The sequence below is a fragment of the Kitasatospora sp. NPDC127067 genome (assembly GCF_042724755.1).
GTDB lineage: Bacteria > Actinomycetota > Actinomycetes > Streptomycetales > Streptomycetaceae > Kitasatospora > Kitasatospora lactacystinica.
This window is the reverse complement of the sequence record NZ_JBHXEM010000001.1, coordinates 230,688-255,530: the sequence shown is the minus strand read 5'-3', so window position 1 is coordinate 255,530 and position 24,843 is coordinate 230,688. Positions and strand designations below refer to the sequence as shown.

The following is a 24,843-nucleotide window of genomic DNA, read 5'->3' as shown; positions in this document are numbered from 1 at the left end:
CCCGCGCCCGGGTCGTCACGCGCGCCCGAGCACGGCCGGTTCGGGCTGCCCGGCGGCCTCCGGCACTTCCCGGCGCAGCAGCGCCGCGTACCGGCCGTCCAGCGCCACCAGCTCCTCGTGGGTGCCGAGTTCGACCACCTCGCCGTGGTCCAGGACGGCTATCTGGTCGGCGGCGCGGACGGTGGAGAGCCGGTGTGCGATGGTGATCGTGGTGCGGCCGGCGGCCAGGGTGTCCACGGCCTGCTGGACGGCGCGCTCGGTGCGGTTGTCGAGCGCGCTGGTGGCCTCGTCGAGGATCAGCACCGGCGGGTTGCGCAGGATCGTCCGGGCGAGCGCGAGGCGCTGCTTCTCGCCACCGGAGAAGCGATAGCCGCGCTCGCCGACCAGGGTGTCGTAGCCGTCCGGGAGGGCGGCGATGGTGTCGTGGATCTGCGCGGCCCGGGCGGCCTCGACCAGTTCCGCGTCGTCGGCGCCGGGCTTGGCGAAGCGCAGGTTCTCGGCGACCGAGGCGTGGAAGAGGTAGGTCTCCTGGGAGACCACGCCGACCGCTCTGGCCAGGGTGTCGAAGGACAGTTCGCGCACGTCCACGCCGTCCAGGGCGACCTGCCCGCCGGTGACGTCGTACAGCCGCGGCACGAGGTAGCTGAGGGTGGTCTTGCCCGAGCCGGTCTCCCCGACCACGGCCAGTGAGCTCCCGGCCGGGACGGTGAGGTCGACGCCGGCCAGGGTCGGGCGCTCCTGCTCCGGGTCGTAGCGGAAGTCGACGTCCTTGAAGCGGACCTCGCCGCGGATGCCCGTCAGGGTGACCGGGTCGGCCGGTTCGTCGATCTCCACCGGCAGGTCGAGGTACTCGAAGATGCGCTGGAAGAGCGCCAGGGAGGTCTGCACGTCCACGCCCGTGGAGAGCAGGCTGACGGTCGGGCGGAAGAGGCCCTGCTGGAGGGTGACGAAGGCGACCAGGGTGCCGACCGAGACGATCGGCGCGCCGGCGGCGGAGGTCAGCCCGGCCGCCCAGTAGATCAGCGCGGGCATCGCGGCCATCACGATCATGATGGTGTTCATCCGCCAGCGCCCGGCCATGCTGGCCCGCACCTCCAGGTCCGCGAGCTGGTCGGACTGGTCGGTGAACTCCCGGGCCAGCGAACCGGAGCGGCCCATCGTGCGGCCGAGCAGGATGCCGCTGACCGACAGCGACTCCTGGACCGCCGAGCTCATCGCGGCCAGCTGCTTCTGCCGCTCGGTGGTGATCTTCTTGCGCTCCCGGCCGACCCGGCGGCTGATCCAGACGAACAGCGGGAGCAGCAGCAGCGAGACGACGGTCAGCCGCCAGTCGAGGGCGACCATGGCGACGACGGAGGCGACCACCGCGGTCAGGTTGGAGACCAGGCTGGTCGCGGTGGAGGTCACCGTCGACTGCATGCCGCCGATGTCGTTGGCGATCCGGGACTGCACCTCGCCGGTGCGGGTTCGGGTGAAGAAGGCCAGCGACTGCCGCTGGAGGTGGCCGTAGACGGAGGTGCGCAGGTCGTGCATCACGCGCTGGCCGACGGTGGTGGAGATCAGCGTCTGGAGGACGTTGAAGACGCTGTTCACCACGGCGGTCAGGATCATCCCGAGCGCGAGCAGGCTGAGCAGCCCGGTGCGGCCCTGCGGGATGGCGATGTCCAGGACGGCCCTGAGCAGGAACGGGGAGACGACCGAGACCACCGCGGAGGCGGCCACCAGCAGCCCGACGACGGTCAGGCGGCCCCGGTACGGGCGGAAGAGCGCGAGGATGCGGCGCCACTCGGCCGAGGGGCGGGGATCGCCCTCGGCTCGCTCGGGCGGGGTCCAGTCGATGGCGGTGGGCCTCAAGGACGGGCCTCCCTGGGTGGGACGGTCGGGCGGACGGTCGGACTGGGGTCAGCATAGCGAGGATAGCTCATAGTTAGACAAGCTAATAGTGAGGGTTGCTCTATTCCTCGGCTCCCGCCGACCCCCGGACCGGCCGACCAGCCGACCGGCCGGCCGGGATCCGCGCCCGACTGCCCCGGCCGGCCGACCGCCCGACCGCCCCGGCCGTCAGTTGGTCCGGTAGGTGCGCGCCGCCTTCGAGGAGAGCCCGCCGAGCTTGCCGGAGGGCAGCACCCGCGCGATGGCCACGGCGGCCTTGTACCGCTTGCCCGGCACGGACACGGACCGACCGCGGGCCAGGTCGCGCATCGCCTCGTCCACCACCCGGTCGGCGGAGAGCCAGGACCAGGACGGGATGTTGCCGGTGCCCATCCCGGCCCGCTGGTGGAACTCGGTCCGGGTGAAGCCCGGGCACAGCGCCATCATCCGCACGCCCGTACCGCCGAGGTCGCGCAGCACGCCCTGGGTGAAGCTCACCACCCAGGCCTTGCTCGCGCCGTACGTGCCGCGCGGCAGGAAGGCCGCCACCGAGGCGACATTGACGATCGCACCGCGGCCGCGCTCCCGCATGCCGGGCAGGGCGGCCGTGGTCAGCCGCAGGATCGCCTCGATGTGCACCTTCAGCATGGCCAGCTCGTCCTGGAGCGGAACCGTGCCGAAGGCGCCCTTGTTGCCGAAGCCGGCGTTGTTGACCAGGAGGTCCACCGGGCGGGCGGCGTCGGCGAGCCGGGCCTCCACGGCGCCGATGCCCTCGTCCGTCGCGAGGTCGGCGGCCAGCACCTCCGCCTCGATGCCGTACCTGCCGTGCAGGTCGGCGGCTGCGCGCTCCAGGCGCTCGGTGTCCCGGGCCACCAGCACGAGCTGGTAGCCGCTGCGGGCGAGCCGGCGGGCGAAGGCGGCTCCGATGCCGGCGGTCGCGCCGGTGATCAAGGCTGTGGTCATGCCCCCGACCGTACCGACTCGCCGCGACAGGGCCCACATCCAGGGCAATGCCCCAGCTCAGCGGGCTGCGGATGCAGGTCACCGGAGGTGCTCGTACTGTCGAACGGGGGCATCGTCCGACCGGGCGGTGAAATCCAGACGAGGAGGCACTTCTGATGCTTACTCAGTTCCGGACCGGAACGGCAACGACGGCACGCAGCACGACGCTTGAGGCCGAGACACTCGCGAGCCTGATGGTGGAGGAAGAGGCCGTCGTGTCCGACGCGCCCACGTACTCGCCCGAGGCCGCGGGGCTCCTGCTCCTGCTCGGCCTGGTCCTGCTCTCCCCGAAGGGACCGAAGGAGAAGCCGATCAGGTAGCCGGGGCCCCCGCCCCACCGGGCCGTGCGCCCCTGGGGCCCCCGCGCCCGCCCCGAGTCTCCTGAAGGAGTAGCTCACCACCATGCCGTTCGCCGAAACCCCTCTCCGTGACGAGTACGCCGCGGCGGTCGAGCGGGTGGCCGGCCGGACCCTCGACGCCCTCCGGGGCGCCGGGGGTGCGGCCGCACTCGCGGACCCGGACACCGCCGCGCCCCGCCCACTGCTGGCCGCGGTGCGCGTGCTCGGCGCCGACCTCTTCACCCCGCAACTGCTCGCCGGGGCCGAGCCCGACGGACCCACCGCCGCGCTGCTCGCCGAGGCCCGACGGGCCTTCCCCGCCCCGGCACCGGCATCCGCCGAGGCCGCGCTGGTCATCGCCTGGCAGGACTGGGCGATCGACCGGTTGCTCGCCCGCACACCGTACGGGGACGCCGCACCGGCCTCACCGCCCTCCCCCATGCCCGGACCGGCCGACCTGGGCTGGCAGTCCTGGTCGGTACGGATGGCGCAGTTGTCCGTGCTCGCACTGCCCGGACTGGACGGTCCGGTGCACGACGCCGCCCGCTCCGGAACCCTGCACCTCGCCCACGGCACCGTCCGCTCCATGCTCCGACGGGACTTCACCACCGCCGTACGGCTCGCCCGCTGGCTCGCCTGGACGAGCGCCGAGGGGCTCCCGCCACGGCTCGAGGTCGAACCGGTCCTGGACCGGACCCGCCTGGTCGGCATCGGAGCCGTCCGGACGCGCCTCGAACTCGCCGTCGCCCAGCGCCTGTTGGAGGGAAGCCCGGCATGACCGACACCCAGACGCTCACCATCGCCCAACAGCTCGGCACCCGCGCGCTGTCCTGGCTGCACACCTCGTACCAGGGCAGCTACGGCAAGTTCGCGGACAACAGCGTCATCAACCTCTCCGAACCGGACGACATCTACAAGCCGCTCTGCGAGGTCGCGATGGCCTCCTCCCTGGTGCTGCGCGACGGGGTCGCCGGACCGCACGACATCCATGCCGCGCGCGACCTCCTCACGACCGCCTGGGGCCAGCTGCGCGAGGGCGACATGCTCTACGAGCGCCAGCTGCGGTACGTCACCATCACGGACCCGCTGGAGACGTACGCCCACTTCGCCCGGCTCGGCCACCGGCACGCCGCACTGGAGGAGTTGCTCGAATCACTCAGCCGGCTGCGGGCCGTGCACGCCGTCGAGATCCAGGGCAGCCGGCACCTGGCCGTGGCCAACGCGCGTCGGATCATCGGACTCAGCCACCGGCCGGACTGGGCCGCGCTCGCCGCCCGCACCTGGCTCGGCGCGCTCCCCGAGCCCTGGACCGTCTCCTGGTCCACCGCCTACCAGGTCACCCACACCGTCTTCCACCTCACCGACTGGGGCGCCCGACCCCAGGACCTGCCCGAACCGATGCGGGACTACCTGCACGACTGGCTGCCGGTCTGGCTCGACATCTGGCTGGAGATCGGGGAGTGGGACCTGGTCGGCGAGTTGCTGATCGTCGACTCGTGCATCGGGGAACCCATCACCGGGCGGACCGGCTGGGAGGCCCTGGCCTCGGTGCAGAGGGCGGACGGCCTGGTGCCCCGGGACAACGAACCGATCGAGGACGACGAGGAGTTGGCCATCCGCGCACACGAACACACCGCCGTGGTCGCGGTCGTGGCCTCGACGGTCGCACTCTCCCGGGCACTCGGCGGCGCGGACGGCGCCGAAACCGCTGACATCGCGGCCGCATGAACGAACTCGACACGGCCGTCCGTGCGGCAGTGCGGGCGGCCGCGCCGTACGCGACCGCGGTCACCGTGGCCGTGGCGCGCGAAGGGCATGGGGACGTGCGATGCTTCGGGCGCCTCGCGCGAGGGCGGGCGGCAGCATGCACCCCGGACACCGTCTTCGAACTCGGCTCGGTCAGCAAGACGTTCACCGCGCTGCTGCTCGCCGACCTGGCCACGCGCGGCGAACTCGCCCTCGACGACCCGGTCGAACACCGACTGCCTCCCGACTGGCGTCCGATGACCGTCCGCTCCCCCGAGCCGATCCGGCTGCTGCACCTCGCCACCCACACCTCGGGGCTGCCCGGGTTGCCCCCCGGACTGCTCGCCGGAGCCGTGCCCACCTGGCAGACCAACCCGTACGCGGCGTTCGGCGACGACCGGTTGAGAACCGCTCTGGCCCGAACCACCGTGCGCGGCAGGCCTGGCAGCATGTACCGGTACTCCAACTACGGGGTCGGACTGCTCGGGCGACTGCTGGCCGAGACGGGCGGACTGCCGTACGGGGAGCTGCTCGCCAAGCGGGTCCTGGTGCCACTGGGACTCGATGCCACCACTTGCGCGCCGGACGAACCGGACGAGCCGGACTCGCCGGACGAGCCGAGCCGGGCGACCGGTTACCGGCGTGGACGGGCGATGCCGACCTGGCGGATCCCCGGACTGCCGGGCGCGGGCGCGGTACGGGCCAGCGGAAGCGACCTGCTGCGCTACCTCCAGGCCCATCTCGGCCAGAAGGGCGGCGAGTTGGGTACGCCGCTGGCCGAGGTCCAACGGGTCAGGCTACGGCTTCCGCACTCCCCCGACGAGCTGTGCCTGGTGTGGAACCACCGCCGCTCGGGCGGGCGCGAGCTGTACTTCCACACCGGCGCGACCCGGGGGTTCACCGCCTTCGTCGGGTTCTCTCCAACGGGCGCGACCGCCGTGGCGGCCCTCGCCAACACCGGCCCGAAGCGCGGCGGACGCTTCGTCCAGGCGGGGTACGAGGTGCTGCGGACCGCCACCGGCCATAGCACGTAACACCTCGCACCTCGCACCTGGACCGCTGCGGCCTCGGAGCACCATGGCTTCAGACCGCCACGGCCTTGGCGCGGTCGGCGGCGATGTGCACGGCGAGGCCGGCGAGGACGGTGCCCATCGCGTAGCGCTGGATCCGCAGCCAGCCGGGGCGGCGGTTGAGGAAGGCCGCGATGCCGCCCGCGCTCACCGCGATCAGGCCGTTGACGGTGATCGCGATCGCGATCTGAACCAGACCCAGCAGCAGGCTCTGCACGGCGACGTGGCCGCGCTCCGGGGCCACGAACTGGGGCAGCAGCGAGATGTACATGATGGCGATCTTGGGGTTGAGCAGGCAGGTCAGGAAGCCCATCGCGAACAGCCGACGCGGCGGGTCCGGCGGCAGCTGCTGCGGGGCGAAGACCGCCGTGCCGCCCGGCTTGACCGCCTTCCAGGCCAGCCAGAGCAGGTACCCGGCGCCGGCCAGCTTGATCGCGGTGTAGAGGGCGGGCACCACGGAGAACACCGCGGCCACTCCCGCCGTCACCGCGACCAGGTAGACCAGGAAGCCGGCCGCGACCCCGGTCAGCGAGATCAGCCCGGCGCGACGGCCCTGCGCGATCGAGCGCGAGACCAGGTAGATCATGTTGGGCCCGGGCGACAGCACCATGCCCAGGGCCACGGCGGCGATCCCGAGTACGGCCCGGCCGTCCACGGCCGATGTCAACGCGTCCATGCGAGGAGGCTAGGACGGACCATCGGGTCGATGCAATGATGACTTTGCACTCGGTGCAATGCGGACCGGGCCGGCGCATGGGCTGGTGCTTGGGCTGGTGCTTGGGCTGGTGCGCGAGTCAGCGAGCAACGAGGGACCTCTGGAGGCCGACCGCCGATGGACGACTACCGCCTGATCGCCGACCGGATCGCCGCCGAGATCGCGGACGGGCGACTGCGGCCCGGCCAGCAGCTGCCCACCCAGCGCGCCTTCGCGCGCAGCCGGGGCATCGCCAACTCGACCGCCGGACGCGTCTACCGGGAACTGGCCCGGCGCGGGCTGACCGTCGGGGAGGTCGGGCGCGGGACGTTCGTCCGGGCCGGGCGCGCACCGGACGGCGCCCGGGTGCCGCTCGCGGAGCCGGCCGCCGCCCCCGTGGACCTGGAGCTCAACTACCCCTCCGTCCCCGGGCAGGCCGAGCTGCTGGCGGGCGCCCTGGCGCCGCTGCTGCGTCCGGACGCGCTGGGCGACGCCTTGCGGCCGGTCGGCGCGGCCGGGACGGTCGCGGCCCGGCGGGCGTTCGCGGGCCTGGTGTCGGCCGGCTCCTGGGAGGTCGGGGCGGAGCGACTGCTGTTCGCCGGCAACGGGCGGCAGGCCATCGCCGGGGCCCTGTCCGCGCTGGTGCCGCCCGGGCAGCGGCTGGGCGTGGAGGAGCTGACCTATCCGGTGGTCAAGGCGGTGGCGGATCGGCTGGGCATCGTACTGGTGCCGCTGGCCGTGGACGAGCACGGACTGCTGCCGGAGGCCGTGGCCGCCGCCCACCGGGCCGGGCCGCTGCGCGCGGTGTACGTCCAGCCGCGCCTGCAGAACCCACTCGGCGCGAGCCTGCCGCAGGAGCGGGCGGTGGCACTCGTCGCGGTGCTGCGACGGCTCGACCTGCCGGTGGTCGAGGACGCCATCTGGTCCTTCCTGCGGCCCGAGCTCGCGCCGCTGGCCGCGCTCGCGCCGGAGCGCACCGTGCTCGTGGACAGCCTCTCCAAGCGGCTCGCCCCGGGGCTGACCACCGGGTTCGCGGTCGTCCCGGCGGCGCTGCGCGAGCGGGTGGCGGGGGCGCTGCGCTCGGGCGGGTGGACGCCGAGCGGTTTCGCGCTGGAGGCGGCGGTGCGCTGGATCGGGGACGGCACGCTGGCCTCGGTGGAGACGGCGAAACGGGCCGACGCGAGGGCCCGGCAGCTGCTGGCCCGCGAGGTGCTGACGGGACGACGGCTGCGGTCCGACCCCTGCTCGTACTACCTGTGGTGGGAGCTGCCGACGGGCCGACGGGCGGAGGCCTTCGTCGCGGAGGCCGCGCGTGCCGGGATCTCGGTCACGCCCGCGGCGGCCTTCGCCGTCGACCCCCGGCGCTCGCCCTCCGCCGTCCGGGTCGGGCTCGCGTCCCCGCCGCTGCCGGTGCTCGCGCGGGCGCTGGAGACGCTGGCGGGGATCGCGGAGGGGGCGGGTGAGCGGCGAGCGGCTGACAGCTGACAGATTTCAAAATCTGTCAGCTGTCGTCCGTCATCTGTTCGCTGTCGTCCGTCGGCTGTCAGCAGTCAGCAGTCCGCTGTCCGCCGTAGGCCCTTGGCCCCCAGCCCTCAGTCCTCACCCGTCAGTCGCCCGCGTCGCTCCGGCTCCCCCGGACCGCGGTGTCCGCCGCGCCCCCGGCGCCGACGGCGCGCAGGCGGCTCGCCGCGGTGGCGGCGAGCTGGGGTGCGATCCGGGCCACGTCCCGGGAGCCGACCACCGCGATCAGGGACGGCAGCAGCCAGCGGACCGGCTGCATCCCGCGCAGCCAGGCCTGCGCGTAGACGTGGGCGGACCGGCGGGCGATCCCGGCGACGATCCGGTCCACCGCGGGCTCCAGCGGATACGTCTTGTTCGCCGGCCACGGCAGCCGGGAGCGCATCTGCTTCAGCACGGCGTCCTGGTCGGCCCCGCGCACCATGTCCGTGTCGGTCCAACTCAGGTAGCCGACACCGACCTTGACCCCCTGGTAGGCCACCTCCGCACGGATCGAGTGGGCGAAGGCCTCCACCCCGGACTTGCTGGCGCAGTACGCGCTCATCAGCGGCGCAGGGGTCAGCGCCGCGAGCGAGGCGATCTGGAGCAGGTAGCCGCGGCTCTCGGCGAGCGCCGGCAGGAACGCCCGCGCGGTGGCCACGCTGCCGAGCAGGTTGACCTCGATGACCCGGCTGAACGCCTTGTGGTCGCTGTCGGTCAGCGGACCGCCGATGGCGATCCCGGCATTGGCGACGACGGCGTCGATCCGACCGTAGTGCTCCTTGATCCGCCGGGCGGTGTCCTCCAGCGCGTCGAGGTCGGTGACGTCCACCTCCCAGCTGCTCGCGGACGGACCGCACTGCGCGGCGGCGGCCTTCAACTCCTCCGGCTCCAGTCCCAGCAGGGCGACCTTGGCCCCGCGCCGGGCGAGCTTGCGGGCCAGCGACGCACCGACGCCGCGCGCGGCACCGGTGACGACGACGACCTGCGCGGACAACGGCGGGATGGCGTTCATGCGACGGCGGTCCTCTCATCGACGGAAGCGGAAGCAGCACCGGCGGGAGCACCACCGGCCGAAGCAGCACCGGCGGGCGCGGCCGCCAGGTACGCGGCGGCCATCCGGTGGATCTCGGCGGCGACCTCGTCCGGGCGCTCCAGCGGCGACATGTGGCCGACCCCGGGCAGCAGCAACAGCCCCTGCGGGTCCTGGAGTTCGGCGACGATCCGATGGGCGTGCACCGGCGGGGTCAGCCGGTCGCCGGTGCCGACCACCACCGCCGTGGGCGCGGCGAGCCGGGCGAGCCCGGCGTGGACGTCCAGCCGGTCCAGCACCGCGGCCCAGTTGGCGCGGACGGCGGTCGGGCAGGCGTGCACGATCCGGGCCGTCGCCTCGACCTGGCCGGCGGACGAACCGGGTCCCATGGTGGCGTACTTGAGCGCCATCCGGCTGACCGGCGATACCGGCCCGAGCGGCATCCGGGAGCGCAGCAGCTGCCGGCGCAGGAAGCGCCGCAGGCCCCGGAGCCGTACGGCCGGTGGCAGGACGGTGAGTTCGGCCACGAGGTCGCCCGGCCCGGTGGAGATCAGGACGGCCGCCGCGGTGCGGTCGGCGACCTCGGGGCGGCCGCCGGCGGCCATGATGGTCATCCCGCCCATGCTGTGCCCGGCGAGGACGGCCCGTTCGCCCGCCGGAACGGTCCGCGCGAGTACGGCGGACAGGTCCTCGGCCAGCGCCCGGGTCGAGTAGCGGGCCCGGCTCGGCGGGATCTCGCTGTTCCCGTGGCCGCGCTGGTCGTAGGCCACCACCCGGTAGCGGTCGGACAGTCGGCGGATCACCGGGGCCCAGAAGACGGTCGAGCAGGTCCAGCCGTGGGCGAGCACCACGGTGGGCGCTCCGGGCCGGCCGTGCACCTCGACGTGCAGCCGGATGCCGTCCGCCGAACGGACGCTCAACTCCTCCACCGGAAGCTGCGGTTCGTAGTCCTCGGGCAGCCGGGCGCTCACGCGGAGACCCCCTGGGCGGTGGTGCGGGTGGCAGCCGGTGCGGCGCGCATGATCAGCTCGTACTCGCCGAGGTCGACCTTGCGGGTGGCCCGGCGGAACGAGGTGGTGGAGCCGGGCCAGAGCACGGTGTTCTTGCCGTTCGGGTCGAGGTACCAGCTGAGGCAGCCGCCGGTGGTCCAGACGGTGCGGTCCATCCGGTGCTGGAGTTCGAGGTTCCACTGCCGCTGGGCGCGCGCGGTGGGCTGCATAGCGGCGGCACCGATCGAGCCGAGCGTGGTCAACGCGTCGATCATGTAGTTCAGTTGGGACTCGATCATCAGGATCATCGAGCTGTTGCCGAGGCCGGTGTTGGGCCCGATGACGAAGAAGAGGTTCGGGAAGCCGTGCACGGTCGAGCCGCGCAGCGCCTCCATGCCGTCCTTCCACTCCTCGGCCAGGCTGGTGCCGTTGGCGCCGAACACCCGGGCACCGATGGGCATGTCGGTGACGTGGAAGCCGGTGCCGAAGACGATGGCGTCCACTTCGTGCTCGCTGCCGTCGGCCGCGACCAGGGTGGAGCCGTGCAGTTCGCGCAGGCCGGAGGAGACGACCTCGGTGTTGGCCGCCGCGAGGGCCGGGTAGTAGGTGTTGCTGAGCAGGATGCGCTTGCAGCCGATCCGGTAGTCCGGGGTGAGCCTGGCGCGCAGCTCCGGGTCGCGGACGCCCTGGGCGATGTGGCGCTCGGCGAGCCGCTGGACCAGGCGCAGTAGTCCGGGGCGGCGCACGAAGGCGTCGACCTGGATCTCCCGGAGGGCGAAGAGCGTGCCGCGGCGGATCTTCGTGGTGACCGGCAGGCGGCCGTGCAGCCACTTCTCCAGCTGGGTGATCTCGCGGTCGCGACGGGGAAGCACCCAGGCCGGGGTGCGCTGGAAGACCGTCAGCTTGCCGACCCTGGGCTGGATCGACGGGATGATCTGGGCGGCGGAGGCGCCGGTGCCGACCATCGCCACGCGCTTGCCGGTCAGGTCGAAGTCGTGGTCCCAGCGGGAGGAGTGGAAGACCTTGCCGGGGAAGCCGCTCAGTCCGGGCAGGTCGGGGATCTGCGGGTCGGCGAGCGGTCCGGCGGCGGAGACGACGGCGTCGGCGGTCCACTGGCCGGCCGAAGTGGTGATCCGCCAGCGGGTCTGCTCGCTCTCCCAGCGGGCTTCCAGTACTTCGGTGTTGAAGCGCAGGTGGGGGCGGAGGCCGAAGACGGTGGCGACCTTCTCCAGATAGGCACGGATGTCCGGCTGGCCGGAGAAGCTGCGCGGCCATTCGGGGTTGGGCGCGAAGGAGAAGGAGTACAGGTGCGAGGGAACGTCGCAGGCGCAGCCGGGGTAGCTGTTGTCCCGCCAGGTGCCGCCGACGGAGTCCGCCCGTTCCAGCACCACGAAGTCGGTGATCCCGGCACGACGCAGTCGGACCGCGGCGCCGAGGCCGCCGAAGCCGGAGCCGATCACCGCCACCCGGACGTGCGGGACGGGCTCCTGCGCAGCGGCGGTGTCGGTCGCTGCGGACGCGCCGGAGCGGGGGCGCTTGCTGCTGGGTGCCATGCGGCAAACCTCCTGAGGGTGGGACGGTGATCGTCGCGCTCTCCCGGGGTCGCGGCCCCGGAACCTCCCGGGGGCTCGCCTCCGGGACCCTGCCAATCGCGCCAGTAATCACTGGCATGGTTGGCAGGGTAGCCCTTGCTGACACCGGATGGAAGAAGCACGACGGCTCCGGTTCGGGGAACCTTCCGGGCCGGCGGTCCTATGCTGATCGCCGTGGACAAGGTCAGAGCTGCTGCGGGCGACAGAAAACGCGAGTACCGGGTGGAGGAACTGGCCGAGGCCGCCGGCATCACCACCCGCACCCTGCGCTTCTACCGCGAGCGCAAACTGCTTCAGCCACCCCGCAGGGAGGGCCGCATCGCCTGGTACAGCGAGGAGCACCTGGCCCGGCTGCGGATGATCGGTGAACTGCTCGAACGCGGCCACACCCTGGGCGGCATCGCCGAGCTGATCGGTGCCGGCGAGAGCGGGCGGGACGTCGCCGAGCTGATCGGACTGGAGGCGGCGATCGTCGCGCCCTGGTCCGACGAGACCCCGGTGCGCCTGGACTGGGACGAACTGAAGACCGCGTTCGGCGACCAGCTCACCGAGGAGAACACCGCCGAATCGATCGCCCAGGGCTACATCACCGTCGAGGACGACGGCATCACCCACGTCAGCCGCCGGCTGATGGACGCCACCACCGAGCTGGTGGCGGAGGGGGTGCCGCTCTCGGCCGTACTGGAGGCCAGCCGACGCACCCAGGAACACGTGGACGCCATCGCCGAGATCTTCATCGAGGTGGTCAGCGAACACCTGCTCAGCGCGCTGGCCACCGACACCCCGCTGCCGCCCGGCGCGGCGGCCCGCCTCACCGAGCGCATCCTGCGGGTCCGGCCGCTGGCGCGTACGGTCGCGGACGCCCAGTTCGCCCTCGCGATGGACCGACGGGTGCACGTCGAGTACACCGAACTCCTGCGCCAGCGACGGGAGAACGGCTCCGAGGCGTAACCGGGCCACTGTCCGGGCAGGGATCCCCGCGTCCCGCCCGCACGTTGGAGGTACCGCCGATGCCCCGACCGCTCAGCCGCCGCGCCGCCCTCGGCCTCGCCGCCGGGCTCGCCCCCGGGGTCGTGCTCACCGCCTGCGGGTCCGGCTCCCCGGCGCCGGGTGCCGGCTCGGCAGGCTCGACCGGCTCGACCGGCGGCGGCTCGGCAGGCGGAACGCGGACGGTCCGGCACGCGCGCGGCGAGAGCACCGTGCCGGCGCGGGCGAGCCGGGTGGTGGTCCTGGACACCGACGCGCTGGACTCGGTGGTCACCCTCGGCCTCAGCCCGGTCGGCGCCACCACCGTCGCCGCGGGCGCCCCCTTCCCCGCCTACCTGCCGGCGGAACGGCTGTCCGGGACGAAGCCCGTCGGGGCGATCGGCCAGCCCGGCCTGGAGACGATCGCAGCACTGCGGCCGGACCTCATCCTGAGCAACCAGGTCCGCGACGACAAGCGCTACGACGAGCTCTCGAAGATCGCGCCGACGGTGCTCTCCAGGACCACCGGCCCGACCTGGAAGGAGAACGTCCGGCTGCACGCCGAGGCACTGGGCCGCCAGACCGAGGCCGAGGCCGCGGACGCGGCGTACCGGACCAGGCTGCGGGACCTCGTGACCGCACTCGGCGGGCCGGCCAGGGCGGCGGCCACCCGGGTCGAGATGGCTCGCTTCCTGGCGGGCGCACCGACCAGGCTCTACCTCAACGACACCTTCGTCGGCTCGCTGTTCAAGGACATCGGGCTCGGCCGGCCCGCCAACCAGGACAAGCCCGGCTTCTCGATGGAGATCAGCCCCGAGCAGGTGGACCAGGCGGCGGCCGACGTCATCTTCTACTCCGTGTACGGGGACGCGGCCAAGTCGGACCGGGGGAGGATCACCGAGGGCGCGCTCTGGAAGAGCCTGGACGCCGTACGCAGCGGGCGGGTGTTCGGCGTGGACGACAGCCTGTGGATGCTCGGCATCGGCTACACCGGCGCCGGGCTGATCCTGGACGAGATCCGCAGGGACCTGGCGCCGGCGGGCGGGTGACGAATGACAGATGTCTGATGACGGATAACAGATGATGAAATCTGTCATTCGTCATCCGTCGCCCGTCATCCGCCCGCTGCCCGGGCGGTCACCACTGCCCGTACCGCCCCGGCCGCAGCCGCCCGGTGCATGCGAGGAAGGCCACGAACCCGCCGAGGACGATCCAGCCGGGCCAGCCGGCCAGCGACATGGTGAGCGGGTCCAGCTCGGCGCCCGGGGCGGCGAACTCCCGCACCATCGACACGCTCATGCTGCTCGCGAAGGCGTGCGCCAGCACCGCCGGGACCACCGACCCCGAGCGCAGCCTCAGCCAGGTGAAGACCGGCAGGACGAGCACACAGCTCACCGTCAGCGCGGGCACCGCCAGGTACCAGGGCCGCCCCGGGTACTGGCCGCCCATCAGCAGCGTCGGCAGGTGCCAGAGCGCGAAGGCCGTTCCGGTGAGCACGTACGCCCGGACCAACGACGCCGTACCGCCACCGCCTCCGCCCTCACCCCGGCCGGCGCCCTGCCCCTCGCCCCGGCCGAGTCGCAGCAACCGGGGGAAGAGGAAGCCCTGCCAGCCGATCTCCTCACCGAAGAACAGCGGCAGCGACAGCATCATCCCGATCGAGCCCTGGAGCGCCCACGATCCGATCCGCCCGGCGTCCAGCGATCCGAAGCCGGCGAACGGGTAGCCGCCCGCCACCGCACCGAGCACCAGCGTCGCGGCCGTCAGTCCGCCGAGCACCCCGAGCGGCAGCAGACAGGCCCGTACCGCGCGGGCCCGCGGCCGGGGCCACCGCAGCGCGAGCGCCTCCCGCACCCCGCCGCCGCGCTCGACGAAGCGGACCACGAGCAGGGCCGCCAGCGCCGGGGCCAGCATGGCGGCCCCGATGCAGAGTTGTTCCAGGGCGCCGACCTCCTCACGGGCGTCGGCGCGCCGGTAGCCGCCGGCGAGCAGTGGTGTCATGGCCGCCCACATCCCGGCGTAGGCGAGCACCAGGTAGACCAGCAGGCCGCGCCATCGGACGGCGCTCGACGGGTTTTGCTTCAGTAGCGTCATGCCGGGGACGCTACGGAACCGGGGGTTCGCCCCGAAACCAAGTGCACTGCCGCTCCCGGGGGTTGTCCACTACCACCGCGATGGTCGAGTTTTCTGGGTGTACGGAGGCCCGATGGAGGTGCTACTTCGCGCCCCGCGCTCCGCCGCCCGCCACCATCCGTTCCGCGAACCTCCTCCAAAGCTGCACGAGAAGGAAAATTGACGTATCGTCAGGCGCCATACAGCGGGAGCGACGGTGGTCCGCTCACCGTCGCTCCCGCCGTACTCCCCCGCCGGCCGGCACCCACGGCCCGGCGGGGCCTCGACTCCTTCCCGGGCCCGGGCCTGATCGGTCCAGGCCCGGGCCGGCCCGGTTCCGACCCGGTTCCGGGCTCGGCTCACGCCCGAGGTCTCTCCGGAACCGGCGCCGGACCCGGCTCAGTTGACGTTGACGGCCGTCCAGGTGGCGGCGACGGCGTTGTACTCCGCGCTGCCCGATCCGTACAGGTCCGCCGCCGCGCTGAGGGTGCCCGCCCGGGCGCCCGCGTAGTCGGTGGTCGAGGTGAAGTAGGTGGTCAGCGCGCGGTACCAGATCTGCGCGGCCTTGTCCCGCCCGATGCCCGCGAGCGTGGAGTTGTCGTACGTCGGGCTGTTGTAGCTGAACCCGTTGACCGTCTTCGCGCCGCTGCCCTCGGACAGCAGGTAGAAGAAGTGGTTCGCCACCCCGGACGAGTAGTGCACGTCCAGGTTGCCGACGTTCGCGTCCCAGTAGTCCGCCGAGGCGCCGTCCTTGCTCGGCTGGTCCATGTAGCGCAGCGGGCTGCCGTCGCCGCGCAGGTTGATCAGCTCGCCGATCCAGTAGTTCGGCGGGTTGGAGGGCAGGTTGGCGTACCACTCGACCATCGTGCCCATGATGTCCGAGGTGGCCTCGTTGAGGCCGCCGGACTCACCGGAGTAGTTGAGGTTGGCGGTGGCGGCGGTGACGCCGTGGCTCATCTCGTGCCCGGCCACGTCGATCTCGGTGAGCGGCGCGGTGTCGTTGTTGCCGTCGCCGTACGACATGCAGAAGCAGCTGTCGTCCCAGAAGGCGTTGACGTAGTTGGAGCCGTAGTGCACCCGGCTCAGGGCACCGACGCCGTCGTTACGGATGCCGCTGCGGCCGAAGGTGTTCTTGTAGAAGTCCCAGGTGGTGGCGGCGCCGAACTGGGCGTCCACGGCGGCGGATTCGCGACTGTTGACGGTTCCGTCGCCGAAGTTGTTGCTGGTGTTGGCGAACAGCGAGCCGGTTCCGTCGGTGCCGCCGTTGAGGTCGCTGGTGGACTGGTCGCCGCGGCTCGCGTCCTTGAGCGAGTAGCTCGAACCGCTCTGGGTGGTGGTCAGCGGGACCTGACCGACGAAGACGCCGTTGCCGGTGCCGGCCGCGGTCTCGATCGTCTCGTGCGTGGCGAGGACCCGGCCGTCGGCGGCGTCGGTGACGAGGATCTGGCGGCTCGGGGTGCCGTCGGCGCGCAGGCCCTCGACCGTGGTGCGGTACGCCAGGCGCGGGGTGCCGTCGGTGGCCCAGACCACCAGCTCGGCCCGACCGGCCCGGTGGACCTCGGTGAGCGGCGACTCGTCGGCGTCGGCGCTCACCCCGACGGTGGCCTTGACTCCCGCGGTGACCTGGGCGACGGCCTGGTCGGCGGCGATCTTCGGGGTCAGGCTCGGCAGCGCGATCCGGGCGGCGACCGCCTTGTCGACCGACTTCACCGAGCCGTCGGCCTTCTGGTGGACGACCAGGTCTCCACCGATCACCGGCAGGCCGGCGTAGATGCGCTCGAAGCGCAGGTGGCGGGTGCCGTCCTTGTCCACCACGGCGTCCTTGGCGACCAGTTGCTCCTTGTCGCCGAGCTTGAGCGCCTTGGCCAGCGGGCCGGCCTGACCGGCCGCCAGCTTGAGCGCGGTCGCGTGCTGCTGGGCGGCCTGCGCCTGCGGCGAGGGGGTGGGAGCGGCCTGGGCGGCGGTGCTCACCTGGATCACACCGGTCAACAGGGCCGTGGCCGAGAGCACGGCGACGGCTGCGAGCTTACGCTTCACGAACGAGTCCTTCCGGGAAACCGCGTCAGGGCGCGGTCGCACCGCGTCCCGGGGGCCGGGTCGGCCCTGTGGGGCGGGACGGGTGCTGACGTGCGGGAACCCCGTGCAGTCGAGCGGCTCGCCACCAAGGGGTGGGGGTGGGGCTACCGCCAGGGGGTGACCAGAAGCATGACAATCCAGCAGATGAATTGACAGGTCTGCTTCATTGATTGGCCAGGTCCCGCCATTGGGTAAAGAGCGTCCAATCGGCAGGCGAATCGGGGCAATTCACCGCATCCCGCCAAGGGCTTCGAGCAGAGCGACGGCCGATCGCCTGCACCTACGGGCACTCGCTCACCGAACGCGGGCCCGGGGCACCTGACAGGCCGACCGTCGATCGACTTTTACATGTGTGTAGAAGATTCCATACAGTCCCTTGACACCCGGGTGGCGAGGTTCCGCCACCTGCCCCCCTTGCCCGCCGGAAGGGAGGCTGCTAGGGCGCGTGTCGACCGGGGTCGTCACTGGAGCCTCCACTCCTGGGCGGCGTTGCCGGCGGTGCAGGCGACCATGGTGACCGCATTGCCGGGGCCGTTGTTGGTCATGCAGCTCTGGTTCTGGTAGTCGCCGAGCGTGTACGAGCCGGCCGAACTTCCGCTGCGGACCGTCCAGTTGGTGAGGAAGCTGAACCCGTTGCTCAGCACGACCTTCCCGTCCATCGTCTGGACCAGCTGCGGGCCGCCGTTGTTGCAGGCGTTGAAGAGGATCCACGCGCCGGGATTGGTCGAGCGCACCCAGCCGTACTGCGAGTGACCGCCGACCAGGATCGGGTTGTCCCCGCTCAGGTTGTCGTCGCGCATCCCGATCGTGCGGCCGTCCTTCACGCTGACGATGGTGCTCCAGCTGTTGCCGCCGCAGGACGGCGGCCTGTTCGCACCTGACGAGGTGCTGCCGGTGCCGCTCGTGGTCTGGGCCGGGGGCTGCGGGTTCTGGTCGGCGGGCGGGTTGGGCGGGTTGCCACCGCCGGGCTTGTTCGCCTGATCGGCCGGTGATCCGCCCGCAGCCGTACCCGTACCCGCGCCCGTACCACCGGTCCGGGCGCCGCTCGAACCGCCCGCACCGCTCGAACCGCCCGCACCGCCGCTGCCGCCCTGTCCGGCGGCCGGCACCGGAGGCACCGGGGCCTGCGGCTGGCCCTGGCCGGCGGCGGGTGCCGACTGGTCGGGGCCCGGGGTGGCCGCCGGAGTGTCGGTCGGCGCCGAGGTGACCGGCGCGGCGGTGGTCGCGGGCGCCGAGGTGGCGGTGCCCGGGTTCGCCGGCACGGTGACCACCACGGTCGGCTGGGCGCCGGGCGGCAGGGCCGCGTCGGAGCCGCCCGCCCCGCGGTCGACCAGCAGCACGGTCGCCGTGCCCATCGAGATGACGACGGGGATGACGATGGGCACCAGCAGGGCGCGCCGCGACCGCTTGCGGCCGGGCTCGGTGGGAGCCTGCGGTTCCACCTTCGCGACCTCGTCCGCCGCCGGGGCGCCGCCCGCGGCGGGGACCACCACGGCCCCCGCCCCGGCGCCGCCCTTGATCAGTTCGACAGCACCGCCCTTGTCCGCCGCACCGCCCTTGGCCCCCGCACCGCCGTCGGCCGCCGCACCGTTCTTGTCCGCCGAGCCCGCGCCGGCCCCGAGCGGGATGGTCCCGCTGCCCTCGGGGGCTGCCTTCCCGGGTGCCTGCGCGCCGCCCGCGCCGCCGTCCCTCGCGAGTGCCGCACGGGCCGCTCGGGCCGCCGCCGCCATCGCGGCGGCGTCCGCGTACCGTTCCTCGGGCTTCTTGGCGAGCGCCCTGGCCACCAGCGCCCGCACCGACACCGGGAAGGTGTCCGGCAGTTCCGGCACCGGCTGGTTGACGTGCTTGAGCGCGATCTGGAGCGGCCCGTCACCGGAGTACGGCGGCGCGCCGACCAGCAGCTCGTAGCAGACCACGCCGATCGAGTAGAGGTCGGTGGCCGGACCGAGGTTCACGCCCTCGGCCTGCTCCGGGGACATGTAGAGCGCGGTGCCGATGATCGCGAACGGGGCGGTCAGCTTGGTGCTGGCGAGCGCCCGGGCGATGCCGAAGTCGGTGATGGCCACCCGCCCGTCGACGCGCACCATCAGGTTGGACGGCTTGATGTCCCGGTGCACGATCTCCCGCCGGTGTGCGGCGTGCAGCGCGTCCAGGGCGCCGGCCACCAGGTCGAGGGTGCGCTCGACGCTCATCGGGCCGGTGTCCTTGAGCACCCTGTCCAGCGGACGGCCGTCGATCAGCTCCATGACGATGTAGGCGCAGCGTTCCTCGCCGTCCCCGCCGCTCTCGCCGTAGTCGTGGACGCCCACCACGCCGGGGTGGTCGACCGCGGCGACGAGCTGGGCCTCGCGGCGGAAGCGCTGGGCGGAGGTGTCGTCCTCCAGCAGCTCCGAGCGCAGGATCTTGACCGCGACCCGGCGTGCCAGCACGGTGTCCTCGGCCCTCCAGACCGAACCCATCGCGCCGCCGCCGATCTTCTCGACCAGCTCGTACCGCCCGCCGAGCACGGTGCCCGCCCCGCTCATACCCCTGCTCCCCCCGTGTTCCGTGCCCCGCCCCGACGGGTCATCGGCACACAGTGTGCCAGAGCGGGTTACAGGCACAGTTGATCAGGTCCGGACAGGAATTGAGCACGAATCATCAGTCCATGAGGAAGTATCGGGCGTGATCCGAAACCTCTCGGACGGCCGCGACGACCGCCCGGGGCCGGTCGGCCTGAATGGCGTGACCGGCACCGTGGACCGTGCTGTGGGTTCCCCGGACGGCGTTCCTCGCGATGCCCGCCTGCAGGGCGGTCCAGCGGACGCGCATCGCACCGGGCAGCCCCCGGGTCGCGCTCAGGACCGTCACCGGCATCTCGAACGGTCGTGCGGTGGAGCGGCGTCGCCGGATCTCCGGAACGGCGACGGAGGTCAGCCGCTGCTCGGCGAGGACGGCCCGCCGCTGGTGCCGGTGCGCGATCACGGCCGCCTCGGCCCGGTCGAGCGACGTCGCCGGATCGAGGGACGCCGCCCGATCGAGCGGCACCTCCGCATCGAGGGACGCCGGTGCCGACGCCGTCGGCGCCGATCCCGCCCGGTACAGCCACAGCCGGTTCAGCACCGCCTCGGCGACCCGGATGGACCGTGGCTGGAACTCCTCGTGCGCCGGGTCCACCAGGACCAGCCCGGCCACCAGCTCCGGCCGCTGCCAGGCGAGGAGTTGGGCCAGCTGGCCGCCCCAGCTGTGCCCGATCAGGAGCGCCGGTCCGGCTTCCAGGTGCTGAACGAGGGCGGCCAGGTCGGCGATCTGGCCGTCCAGCGTCGGGGCGGCGGCCCGACCGGGCTCGCTGGCGCCCAGCCCCGCCCGGTCGTACGCCACGACCCGCCCGTACCGGGCGAGTTCGGGCAGGACGGCCGACCAGCCGAGCGCCGTGGTGCCGCAACCCGCGATCAGGACCATCGGTGCGACACCACCCCGACCGGCCTCCACCCAGCGCAACGCCCGTCCACCGCGGTCCAGTTCACCGCTGCGCACTCCGCCGGGCAGGTGCTCGCCGAGCGCCCGCGCGACGGCCTCCTGGACACTCCGCAGATCCGGCCCGGCGGGCTTCGCCCGCTCGCCCTGGCTGGCGTTCATGTGCCGTCCCCCTGGATCGTGGTCCGGCCCCTCCCCCGGGGCCGGTTCCGATGACCGCGCGGACCCGCGCGGACCTGTGTGGACTCGCACGGATCCGCGCGGACCGGTGCGGACCGGTGCGGACTCGCGCCGACCAGTACGTGGCCGAACGGGCGCCCGGTCAACAGGTACGGCCTCAGGCCGGCAGGACCCGCTTCAGCAGGCCGAGCAGCGCCTCCCAGTGCCGCTCGGCGGCCGCGGCGTCGTAGCGGCTGGTGTCCGCCTGGGTGTAGCCGTGCGGGGCGCCGGCGTAGACCTCGGCCCGGTACCGGACGCCGGCGGCGGTGAGGGCCGCGGCGAGCCGGTCGATCTGCTCGGGCGGCAGCGCGGGGTCGTCGTCCGCATGGCCGAAGTACAGCTCGGCGGTGATCCGGTCGGCGTCCAGGTGCGGGCTGTCCGGGCTGTCGGTGGCGAGGCTGCCGCCGTGGAATCCGGCCGCGACGGCGATCCGGTCCGGGTGGCTGGCGGCCGTGCGCAGCGCCAGCAGGGCCCCGCGGCAGTAACCGGTCAGGCCGACCGGGCCGTCCTGGACCAGCGGGGACTCGCCGAGCCAGCGCAGATACGCGTCCGCGTCGCGCGCGGTCGCCTCCGGGGTGAGCGCGTCGAGCAGCGGGACGATCCGGGCGAAGAGTTCGCCGGCCTGGTCCAGGTCGATGAGCTCCGGCAGTTCGACGACCGGCGCGCGCCCCGCCCGGTAGAAGGCGTTGGGGACGAGCACGGTGTACCCGGCCGCGGCCAGCCGGTCGGCCATGCGCTCAAGGTGCGGTCGGAGCCCGAAGGCGTCCATGTAGAGGATGACACCGGGGTGGGCCCGGCCGTCGTCGGGGTGGGCGAGGTAGGCGTCGGCGGTGCCGTCCGCCGTCGGAATGTCCACGAGGGTTCCGCGCACGGGCATGGTCAGGGCGCTCCTTCCGGTTCGTCCGGCAGCGTATCCGGTGGGCCCGTCGCCCGCCCATGCGGTTTTCGCCACACTGCGCCCGCACTGCGCCCACAGCGCGCCGGCATCCTGGGCCCGACCCAGCTCAGCCCGGCCCAGCCCGGCCCAGCCCCGGGAACGCGACGGCCCCGCGGCCGCGTTGAGCGGGCATGGGGTGGATCGTGGGTGTGGCGGCGGCGGTCGTGGCGGTGCTGGGGATGGTGCTGCTGGCGGCGTGGCAGGTTCAGGACGAGTCCTCGTCGCGCCCGCGGCGCCGCGGGCCCGGGGCCGGGATGGGCGCCGGCGGGCTGGACGAGCTGCACGCCCTGTTCAGCCCGGGCAAGCAGGTGCAGATCGAGCAGAAGCGGGAGCAGCTCGTGCTGCGGGACGACGTGCAGGCCGGCGGGCCGCCGCACCTGGGCGTGGACCTGGACCGGGGCGTGGCGGTGATGCCGGGCGGGGCCGCGGGACGGACGCCCCCTCCCGCACCGCGCGAGGAGGGCCCGACGGCTACGGCCGGCCAGGCGCCCCGGACACCCCTGGCGCCGGACGCTCAGGCGCCCCAGGTGCGGGAGCAGAGCACCAGCCGGTAGCCGTCCGGGTCGGCCACCGTCACGCCGTACTCGTCCCAGTACGGGTTGTGGGAATCGACCCGGGTGCCGCCGGCCTCCTCCAGCCGGGCGACCAGGGCCTCGTCCACCGGGGCGCCGAGGTAGACGACGAACAGGTCGTCCACCGTCGGGGTGGGCTCCAGCGGCTGCTCCGGGTCGCGCGTCAGCTCGAAGTGCCAGCTGCCGCCGGACGGGCCGACCATCAGCAGGTCGTGTTCGCCGGACACCCGCTCGGTGCTGCGCCACAGCACGGCGAGGCCGAGGCCGCCGACGTAGAAGCGCTCGGCCGCCGCGAGGTCGCGCGAGGGGCGGGCGATCCGGACCCGCACGGTGGAATCGATCATGTCGGCGACCATAGCCCATGCCACTGACAGCGAACCCCGCGGTGCGGCGGGTTCGCGGACGGTCCGTCAGAGCCGCCGCAGGCGTTCCTCGTCGGAGGTCCGGGGGCAGGTCAGGCAGGCGGTCGCCGCGGGCCCGACCGCGTAGTAGAGGCAGCAGCCGAGCCGGGTGCGGGTGTGGTGGGCGCGCCCGTCGGGGGTGTGCAGGCGGCGGAAGTCGGCGCCGCCGGGGAGCGGCAGGGTGCCACCGGGCAGGACGGCCTCGGCGGCGGCGACGGAGGCGTCCTCCTCGCCGAGCATCCGGCCGAGGTACCAGAGGGCGGAGGCCAGGTCATCCGTCACCATGCCCCAGAGTGCGCGGTCGCGGCGCCGGGTGGGCCCGGCGAACGCGGCGAGCACCGGCCCGAGGTGCGCGACCACGGCGGTCCGCAGTTCGGCGCGCAGTTCGTCGTCGCCGGGCAGGGTGACGTGGCCGGGCAGCGTGACGTCGCCGGGCGTGGTGACGTAGCCGCGCGGGCGCAGGGCGAGCGCACCGGTGGGGGCGTGCAGCCAGAGGTCGGCGGGGTCGACGGCCGGCACTCGGCGGGAGAGGTGCCAGGGGCCGGCGATCAGCAGGCAGGCCGACCAGGCGTAGTGGTGGAGCAGCCGGGAGGCGGTGACGTGCGGTCGCGGGGCGCTGCCGTGCTCGTCGGCGATGCGGGCCTCCGCGCCGGCCAGGACGGCGGCCAGCGCGCTTTCGTCGGCGGCGAGTCGGGCTCCGGAGTGCCAGCCGTCGGCGGCGCGCGGGTCGGGCTCGCCGCTGTCCAGGAGGCGCAGCTCCAGCACTGGGCAGAGCTCCACCAGTCGCCGGTAGTCGGCGACGAGCGCCGGGGCCCCGGCGCTTGCCGAGGGCGCGACGGGCATGGGTGTTCCGGGAACCATTGGCACTCCCGAGATCGATTCTGCATGATCGATTAAGGTGAGGCTCACCTTACAACGCCTCACGGCACCCGGCGACCACGGCCCGACCCGTCGGTCGACCCGTCGACCCCATCGGCCGAGCCCGCCAGAGCTTGACGAACTTAGGCGAACCTAACCTAAGATCTCGCTTCGTGCTGAGACCCGATCCGCCGGCCCCCACAGCCCCGGCGACGCCTCGTTCTCCGGCGATCCGGCAGCCCCCGCTGCTGCTGGGCGGCGTGTGTGCGCTCGTGCTGTGTGCCGCCCTGAGCCTTGCTCTGGGCTCCCGTTCCATTCCGCTCTCCACCGTGCTCGATGCCCTCACCGGTGCCGCCCACGGCGGTGACGCCGACGTGGTGACGGGCCTTCGGGTCCCGCGCACGCTCATCGGACTGGCGGTCGGGGCCGCGCTCGGCGTCGCCGGGGCGGTCGCCCAGGGCGTCACCCGCAACCCGCTGGCCTCCCCGGTCACCCTCGGCATCAACGCCGGGGCGAGCCTCTTCGTGGTCGCCGCGATCTACACGCTGAACCTCGCCCGCCCGGTCGAGTACGTCTGGTTCGCCTTCGCCGGGGCGGCCGTCGCCGCCGTCGCCGCGTACGCGATGTCCCGGCGCGGCGGTGACCTCGACCCGGTCCGGCTCGCGCTCGGCGGCACCGTGCTCACCGTGGTGCTCACCTCGTGGACCTCCGCGCTGATGCTGGCCAGTCACCGCACCCTGGACGAGGCCCGGTTCTGGCTGGCCGGCTCGATCGCCGGGCGGCACCTGGACACCCTCACCCCCGTCCTGCCCTTCCTCGTGCTCGGCCTGGTCGGCGCCCTCGCCGTGGCACCCGCCCTCAACGCGCTGGCGCTCGGCGACGAGACCGCGCAGGCGCTGGGCGTGCCGGTGGCCCGGATCCGGATGGTCGGCGGGCTGGCCGTGGTGCTGCTGGCGGGCAGCGCGGTCGCCGTGGCCGGACCGGTCGCGTTCATCGGACTGGCCGCCCCGCACCTGGTCCGTCCACTGCTTGGCAACGACCACCGCTGGCTGCTGCCCGGCTGCCTGGTCACCGGTCCGCTGCTGCTGAGCGGGGTCCAGCAGACCCCGGTCTGGCAGGGCCTGAACGCCGTCAAGAACAACAAGGTGTTCAACGTCCCGGACGAGACCTGGATGTCCGGCATCGGCGTCCAGGCCGCCGACGCGATGCTCGGCGACATCGCCAAGGCAGCGGGCGTGGACGCGCCGAAGTAACCGTCGACAGCCGGGGCGAACAGATGACGTCCGCCATCCGTCGGACGACCGATGACGGACGACGGACGACGGACGACGGACGACGGACGACGGAATTCAACTGACAGATTTCGAAAGTTGTCAGCTGTCATCTGTTCGCCCTCCTTCCTCCGCCACCCTC

At 73.2% G+C, this 24,843-nt stretch carries 22 protein-coding genes; 9 read left to right on the top strand and 13 right to left on the bottom strand.

The features are described from left to right. Nucleotides 1-15: 15 nt before the first annotated feature. Both ACFWJ4_RS01090 and ACFWJ4_RS01085 read right to left on the bottom strand, forming a co-directional pair. Nucleotides 16-1,854, bottom strand: a complete 1,839-nt coding sequence (locus ACFWJ4_RS01090; RefSeq protein WP_380538046.1) for an ABC transporter ATP-binding protein — start codon at nt 1,852-1,854, stop codon at nt 16-18. A 207-nt stretch (nt 1,855-2,061) separates the two neighbouring features. Further along, nucleotides 2,062-2,835 (bottom strand): SDR family NAD(P)-dependent oxidoreductase, encoded by a 774-nt coding sequence (locus ACFWJ4_RS01085; protein WP_380538044.1) that lies wholly within the window; start codon nt 2,833-2,835, stop codon nt 2,062-2,064. A 233-nt stretch (nt 2,836-3,068) separates the two neighbouring features. On the opposite strand from ACFWJ4_RS01085, the gene ACFWJ4_RS01080 reads away from it, so the two are divergent. The 4 genes from ACFWJ4_RS01080 to ACFWJ4_RS01065 all read left to right on the top strand — a co-directional run bounded on the left by ACFWJ4_RS01080 (nt 3,069) and on the right by ACFWJ4_RS01065 (nt 5,992). After that, complete coding sequence (locus ACFWJ4_RS01080) at nt 3,069-3,194, top strand: hypothetical protein (RefSeq protein ID WP_380349161.1); 126 nt, start codon at nt 3,069-3,071, stop codon at nt 3,192-3,194. A gap of 82 nt (nt 3,195-3,276) precedes the next feature. Beyond that, entirely contained in the window at nt 3,277-3,990 is a 714-nt protein-coding gene (locus ACFWJ4_RS01075; protein ID WP_380538042.1) for a hypothetical protein, read from the top strand. Continuing rightward, nucleotides 3,987-4,940, top strand: a complete 954-nt coding sequence (locus ACFWJ4_RS01070) for a DUF6895 family protein (protein WP_380538041.1) — start codon at nt 3,987-3,989, stop codon at nt 4,938-4,940. Before ACFWJ4_RS01075 ends, ACFWJ4_RS01070 begins: the two co-directional genes overlap by 4 nt. Further along, nucleotides 4,937-5,992: a serine hydrolase domain-containing protein gene (locus ACFWJ4_RS01065; RefSeq protein ID WP_380538039.1), complete on the top strand. Its 1,056-nt coding sequence runs from the start codon at nt 4,937-4,939 to the stop codon at nt 5,990-5,992. The genes ACFWJ4_RS01070 and ACFWJ4_RS01065 overlap by 4 nt, the downstream gene beginning before the upstream one ends. 49 nt (nt 5,993-6,041) lie before the next feature. Here the strand turns inward: ACFWJ4_RS01065 and ACFWJ4_RS01060 are convergent, their stop codons facing one another. Further along, the gene (locus ACFWJ4_RS01060) at nt 6,042-6,704 is read right to left on the bottom strand and encodes a LysE family translocator (RefSeq protein WP_380538037.1); all 663 of its coding nucleotides are present in this window, start codon (nt 6,702-6,704) and stop codon (nt 6,042-6,044) included. Nucleotides 6,705-6,860: 156 nt separating this feature from the next. Between ACFWJ4_RS01060 and ACFWJ4_RS01055 the strand changes: the two genes are divergently transcribed. Beyond that, on the top strand, nt 6,861-8,207 hold the full coding sequence (locus ACFWJ4_RS01055; protein ID WP_380538035.1) for a PLP-dependent aminotransferase family protein: 1,347 nt from the start codon (nt 6,861-6,863) through the stop codon (nt 8,205-8,207). Nucleotides 8,208-8,328: 121 nt separating this feature from the next. Here the strand turns inward: ACFWJ4_RS01055 and ACFWJ4_RS01050 are convergent, their stop codons facing one another. From ACFWJ4_RS01050 to ACFWJ4_RS01040, 3 genes are read right to left on the bottom strand one after another with little or no spacing between them, the layout of a single operon-like run. After that, nucleotides 8,329-9,234, bottom strand: a complete 906-nt coding sequence (locus ACFWJ4_RS01050; RefSeq protein ID WP_380538033.1) for an SDR family oxidoreductase — start codon at nt 9,232-9,234, stop codon at nt 8,329-8,331. Then, nucleotides 9,231-10,223 (bottom strand): alpha/beta fold hydrolase, encoded by a 993-nt coding sequence (locus ACFWJ4_RS01045; RefSeq protein ID WP_380538031.1) that lies wholly within the window; start codon nt 10,221-10,223, stop codon nt 9,231-9,233. The genes ACFWJ4_RS01050 and ACFWJ4_RS01045 overlap by 4 nt, the downstream gene beginning before the upstream one ends. Next, nucleotides 10,220-11,794, bottom strand: coding sequence for a flavin-containing monooxygenase (locus ACFWJ4_RS01040; RefSeq protein WP_380538029.1), 1,575 nt, complete (start codon nt 11,792-11,794; stop codon nt 10,220-10,222). The genes ACFWJ4_RS01045 and ACFWJ4_RS01040 overlap by 4 nt, the downstream gene beginning before the upstream one ends. Before the next feature lie 213 nt (nt 11,795-12,007). Between ACFWJ4_RS01040 and ACFWJ4_RS01035 the strand changes: the two genes are divergently transcribed. Further along, the gene (locus ACFWJ4_RS01035; RefSeq protein WP_380538027.1) at nt 12,008-12,784 is read left to right on the top strand and encodes a MerR family transcriptional regulator; all 777 of its coding nucleotides are present in this window, start codon (nt 12,008-12,010) and stop codon (nt 12,782-12,784) included. A 59-nt stretch (nt 12,785-12,843) separates the two neighbouring features. Further along, a complete protein-coding gene (locus ACFWJ4_RS01030; RefSeq protein WP_380538025.1) occupies nt 12,844-13,848 on the top strand; it encodes an ABC transporter substrate-binding protein in 1,005 nt (334 codons plus the stop codon). A gap of 88 nt (nt 13,849-13,936) precedes the next feature. Here ACFWJ4_RS01030 and ACFWJ4_RS01025 read toward each other — a convergent pair whose 3' ends face one another. From ACFWJ4_RS01025 to ACFWJ4_RS01005, 5 genes are all read right to left on the bottom strand, one after another. Further along, nucleotides 13,937-14,893: a CPBP family intramembrane glutamic endopeptidase gene (locus tag ACFWJ4_RS01025; RefSeq protein WP_380538023.1), complete on the bottom strand. Its 957-nt coding sequence runs from the start codon at nt 14,891-14,893 to the stop codon at nt 13,937-13,939. 417 nt (nt 14,894-15,310) lie between these two features. Next, a complete protein-coding gene (locus ACFWJ4_RS01020; RefSeq protein ID WP_380538021.1) occupies nt 15,311-16,948 on the bottom strand; it encodes a M4 family metallopeptidase in 1,638 nt (545 codons plus the stop codon). A gap of 500 nt (nt 16,949-17,448) precedes the next feature. Beyond that, nucleotides 17,449-19,512 (bottom strand): serine/threonine-protein kinase, encoded by a 2,064-nt coding sequence (locus ACFWJ4_RS01015; RefSeq protein WP_380538019.1) that lies wholly within the window; start codon nt 19,510-19,512, stop codon nt 17,449-17,451. Nucleotides 19,513-19,627: 115 nt separating this feature from the next. Continuing rightward, the gene (locus ACFWJ4_RS01010; protein ID WP_380538017.1) at nt 19,628-20,605 is read right to left on the bottom strand and encodes an alpha/beta fold hydrolase; all 978 of its coding nucleotides are present in this window, start codon (nt 20,603-20,605) and stop codon (nt 19,628-19,630) included. Nucleotides 20,606-20,780: 175 nt separating this feature from the next. Beyond that, on the bottom strand, nt 20,781-21,539 hold the full coding sequence (locus tag ACFWJ4_RS01005; protein WP_380538015.1) for a dienelactone hydrolase family protein: 759 nt from the start codon (nt 21,537-21,539) through the stop codon (nt 20,781-20,783). Nucleotides 21,540-21,730: 191 nt separating this feature from the next. On the opposite strand from ACFWJ4_RS01005, the gene ACFWJ4_RS01000 reads away from it, so the two are divergent. Further along, the gene (locus ACFWJ4_RS01000; protein ID WP_380538013.1) at nt 21,731-22,153 is read left to right on the top strand and encodes a DUF6191 domain-containing protein; all 423 of its coding nucleotides are present in this window, start codon (nt 21,731-21,733) and stop codon (nt 22,151-22,153) included. Here ACFWJ4_RS01000 and ACFWJ4_RS00995 read toward each other — a convergent pair. Then, entirely contained in the window at nt 22,114-22,515 is a 402-nt protein-coding gene (locus ACFWJ4_RS00995) for a VOC family protein (RefSeq protein ID WP_380538011.1), read from the bottom strand. The genes ACFWJ4_RS01000 and ACFWJ4_RS00995 overlap by 40 nt on opposite strands. Nucleotides 22,516-22,581: 66 nt before the next feature. Continuing rightward, a complete protein-coding gene (locus ACFWJ4_RS00990) occupies nt 22,582-23,415 on the bottom strand; it encodes a (2Fe-2S)-binding protein (RefSeq protein WP_380538009.1) in 834 nt (277 codons plus the stop codon). A 245-nt stretch (nt 23,416-23,660) separates the two neighbouring features. On the opposite strand from ACFWJ4_RS00990, the gene ACFWJ4_RS00985 reads away from it, so the two are divergent. After that, on the top strand, nt 23,661-24,683 hold the full coding sequence (locus ACFWJ4_RS00985) for an iron chelate uptake ABC transporter family permease subunit (RefSeq protein ID WP_380538098.1): 1,023 nt from the start codon (nt 23,661-23,663) through the stop codon (nt 24,681-24,683). The last annotated feature ends 160 nt before the right edge of the window (nt 24,684-24,843 follow it).

What these genes read in the sequence shown, in the direction of transcription:
- ACFWJ4_RS01010 (WP_380538017.1), bottom strand. Translation starts at nt 20,605, where the DNA reads ATGAACGCCAGCCAGGGCGAGCGGGCGAAGCCCGCCGGGCCGGATCTG.
- ACFWJ4_RS01080 (WP_380349161.1), top strand. Translation starts at nt 3,069, where the DNA reads ATGGTGGAGGAAGAGGCCGTCGTGTCCGACGCGCCCACGTACTCGCCC.
- ACFWJ4_RS01055 (WP_380538035.1), top strand. Translation starts at nt 6,861, where the DNA reads ATGGACGACTACCGCCTGATCGCCGACCGGATCGCCGCCGAGATCGCG.
- ACFWJ4_RS01025 (WP_380538023.1), bottom strand. Translation starts at nt 14,893, where the DNA reads ATGACGCTACTGAAGCAAAACCCGTCGAGCGCCGTCCGATGGCGCGGC.
- ACFWJ4_RS01030 (WP_380538025.1), top strand. Translation starts at nt 12,844, where the DNA reads ATGCCCCGACCGCTCAGCCGCCGCGCCGCCCTCGGCCTCGCCGCCGGG.
- ACFWJ4_RS01050 (WP_380538033.1), bottom strand. Translation starts at nt 9,234, where the DNA reads ATGAACGCCATCCCGCCGTTGTCCGCGCAGGTCGTCGTCGTCACCGGT.
- ACFWJ4_RS01060 (WP_380538037.1), bottom strand. Translation starts at nt 6,704, where the DNA reads ATGGACGCGTTGACATCGGCCGTGGACGGCCGGGCCGTACTCGGGATC.
- ACFWJ4_RS01070 (WP_380538041.1), top strand. Translation starts at nt 3,987, where the DNA reads ATGACCGACACCCAGACGCTCACCATCGCCCAACAGCTCGGCACCCGC.
- ACFWJ4_RS01005 (WP_380538015.1), bottom strand. Translation starts at nt 21,539, where the DNA reads ATGCCCGTGCGCGGAACCCTCGTGGACATTCCGACGGCGGACGGCACC.
- ACFWJ4_RS01085 (WP_380538044.1), bottom strand. Translation starts at nt 2,835, where the DNA reads ATGACCACAGCCTTGATCACCGGCGCGACCGCCGGCATCGGAGCCGCC.
- ACFWJ4_RS01075 (WP_380538042.1), top strand. Translation starts at nt 3,277, where the DNA reads ATGCCGTTCGCCGAAACCCCTCTCCGTGACGAGTACGCCGCGGCGGTC.
- ACFWJ4_RS01000 (WP_380538013.1), top strand. Translation starts at nt 21,731, where the DNA reads ATGGGGTGGATCGTGGGTGTGGCGGCGGCGGTCGTGGCGGTGCTGGGG.
- ACFWJ4_RS00995 (WP_380538011.1), bottom strand. Translation starts at nt 22,515, where the DNA reads ATGATCGATTCCACCGTGCGGGTCCGGATCGCCCGCCCCTCGCGCGAC.
- ACFWJ4_RS01040 (WP_380538029.1), bottom strand. Translation starts at nt 11,794, where the DNA reads ATGGCACCCAGCAGCAAGCGCCCCCGCTCCGGCGCGTCCGCAGCGACC.
- ACFWJ4_RS00990 (WP_380538009.1), bottom strand. Translation starts at nt 23,415, where the DNA reads ATGCCCGTCGCGCCCTCGGCAAGCGCCGGGGCCCCGGCGCTCGTCGCC.
- ACFWJ4_RS01015 (WP_380538019.1), bottom strand. Translation starts at nt 19,512, where the DNA reads ATGAGCGGGGCGGGCACCGTGCTCGGCGGGCGGTACGAGCTGGTCGAG.
- ACFWJ4_RS01065 (WP_380538039.1), top strand. Translation starts at nt 4,937, where the DNA reads ATGAACGAACTCGACACGGCCGTCCGTGCGGCAGTGCGGGCGGCCGCG.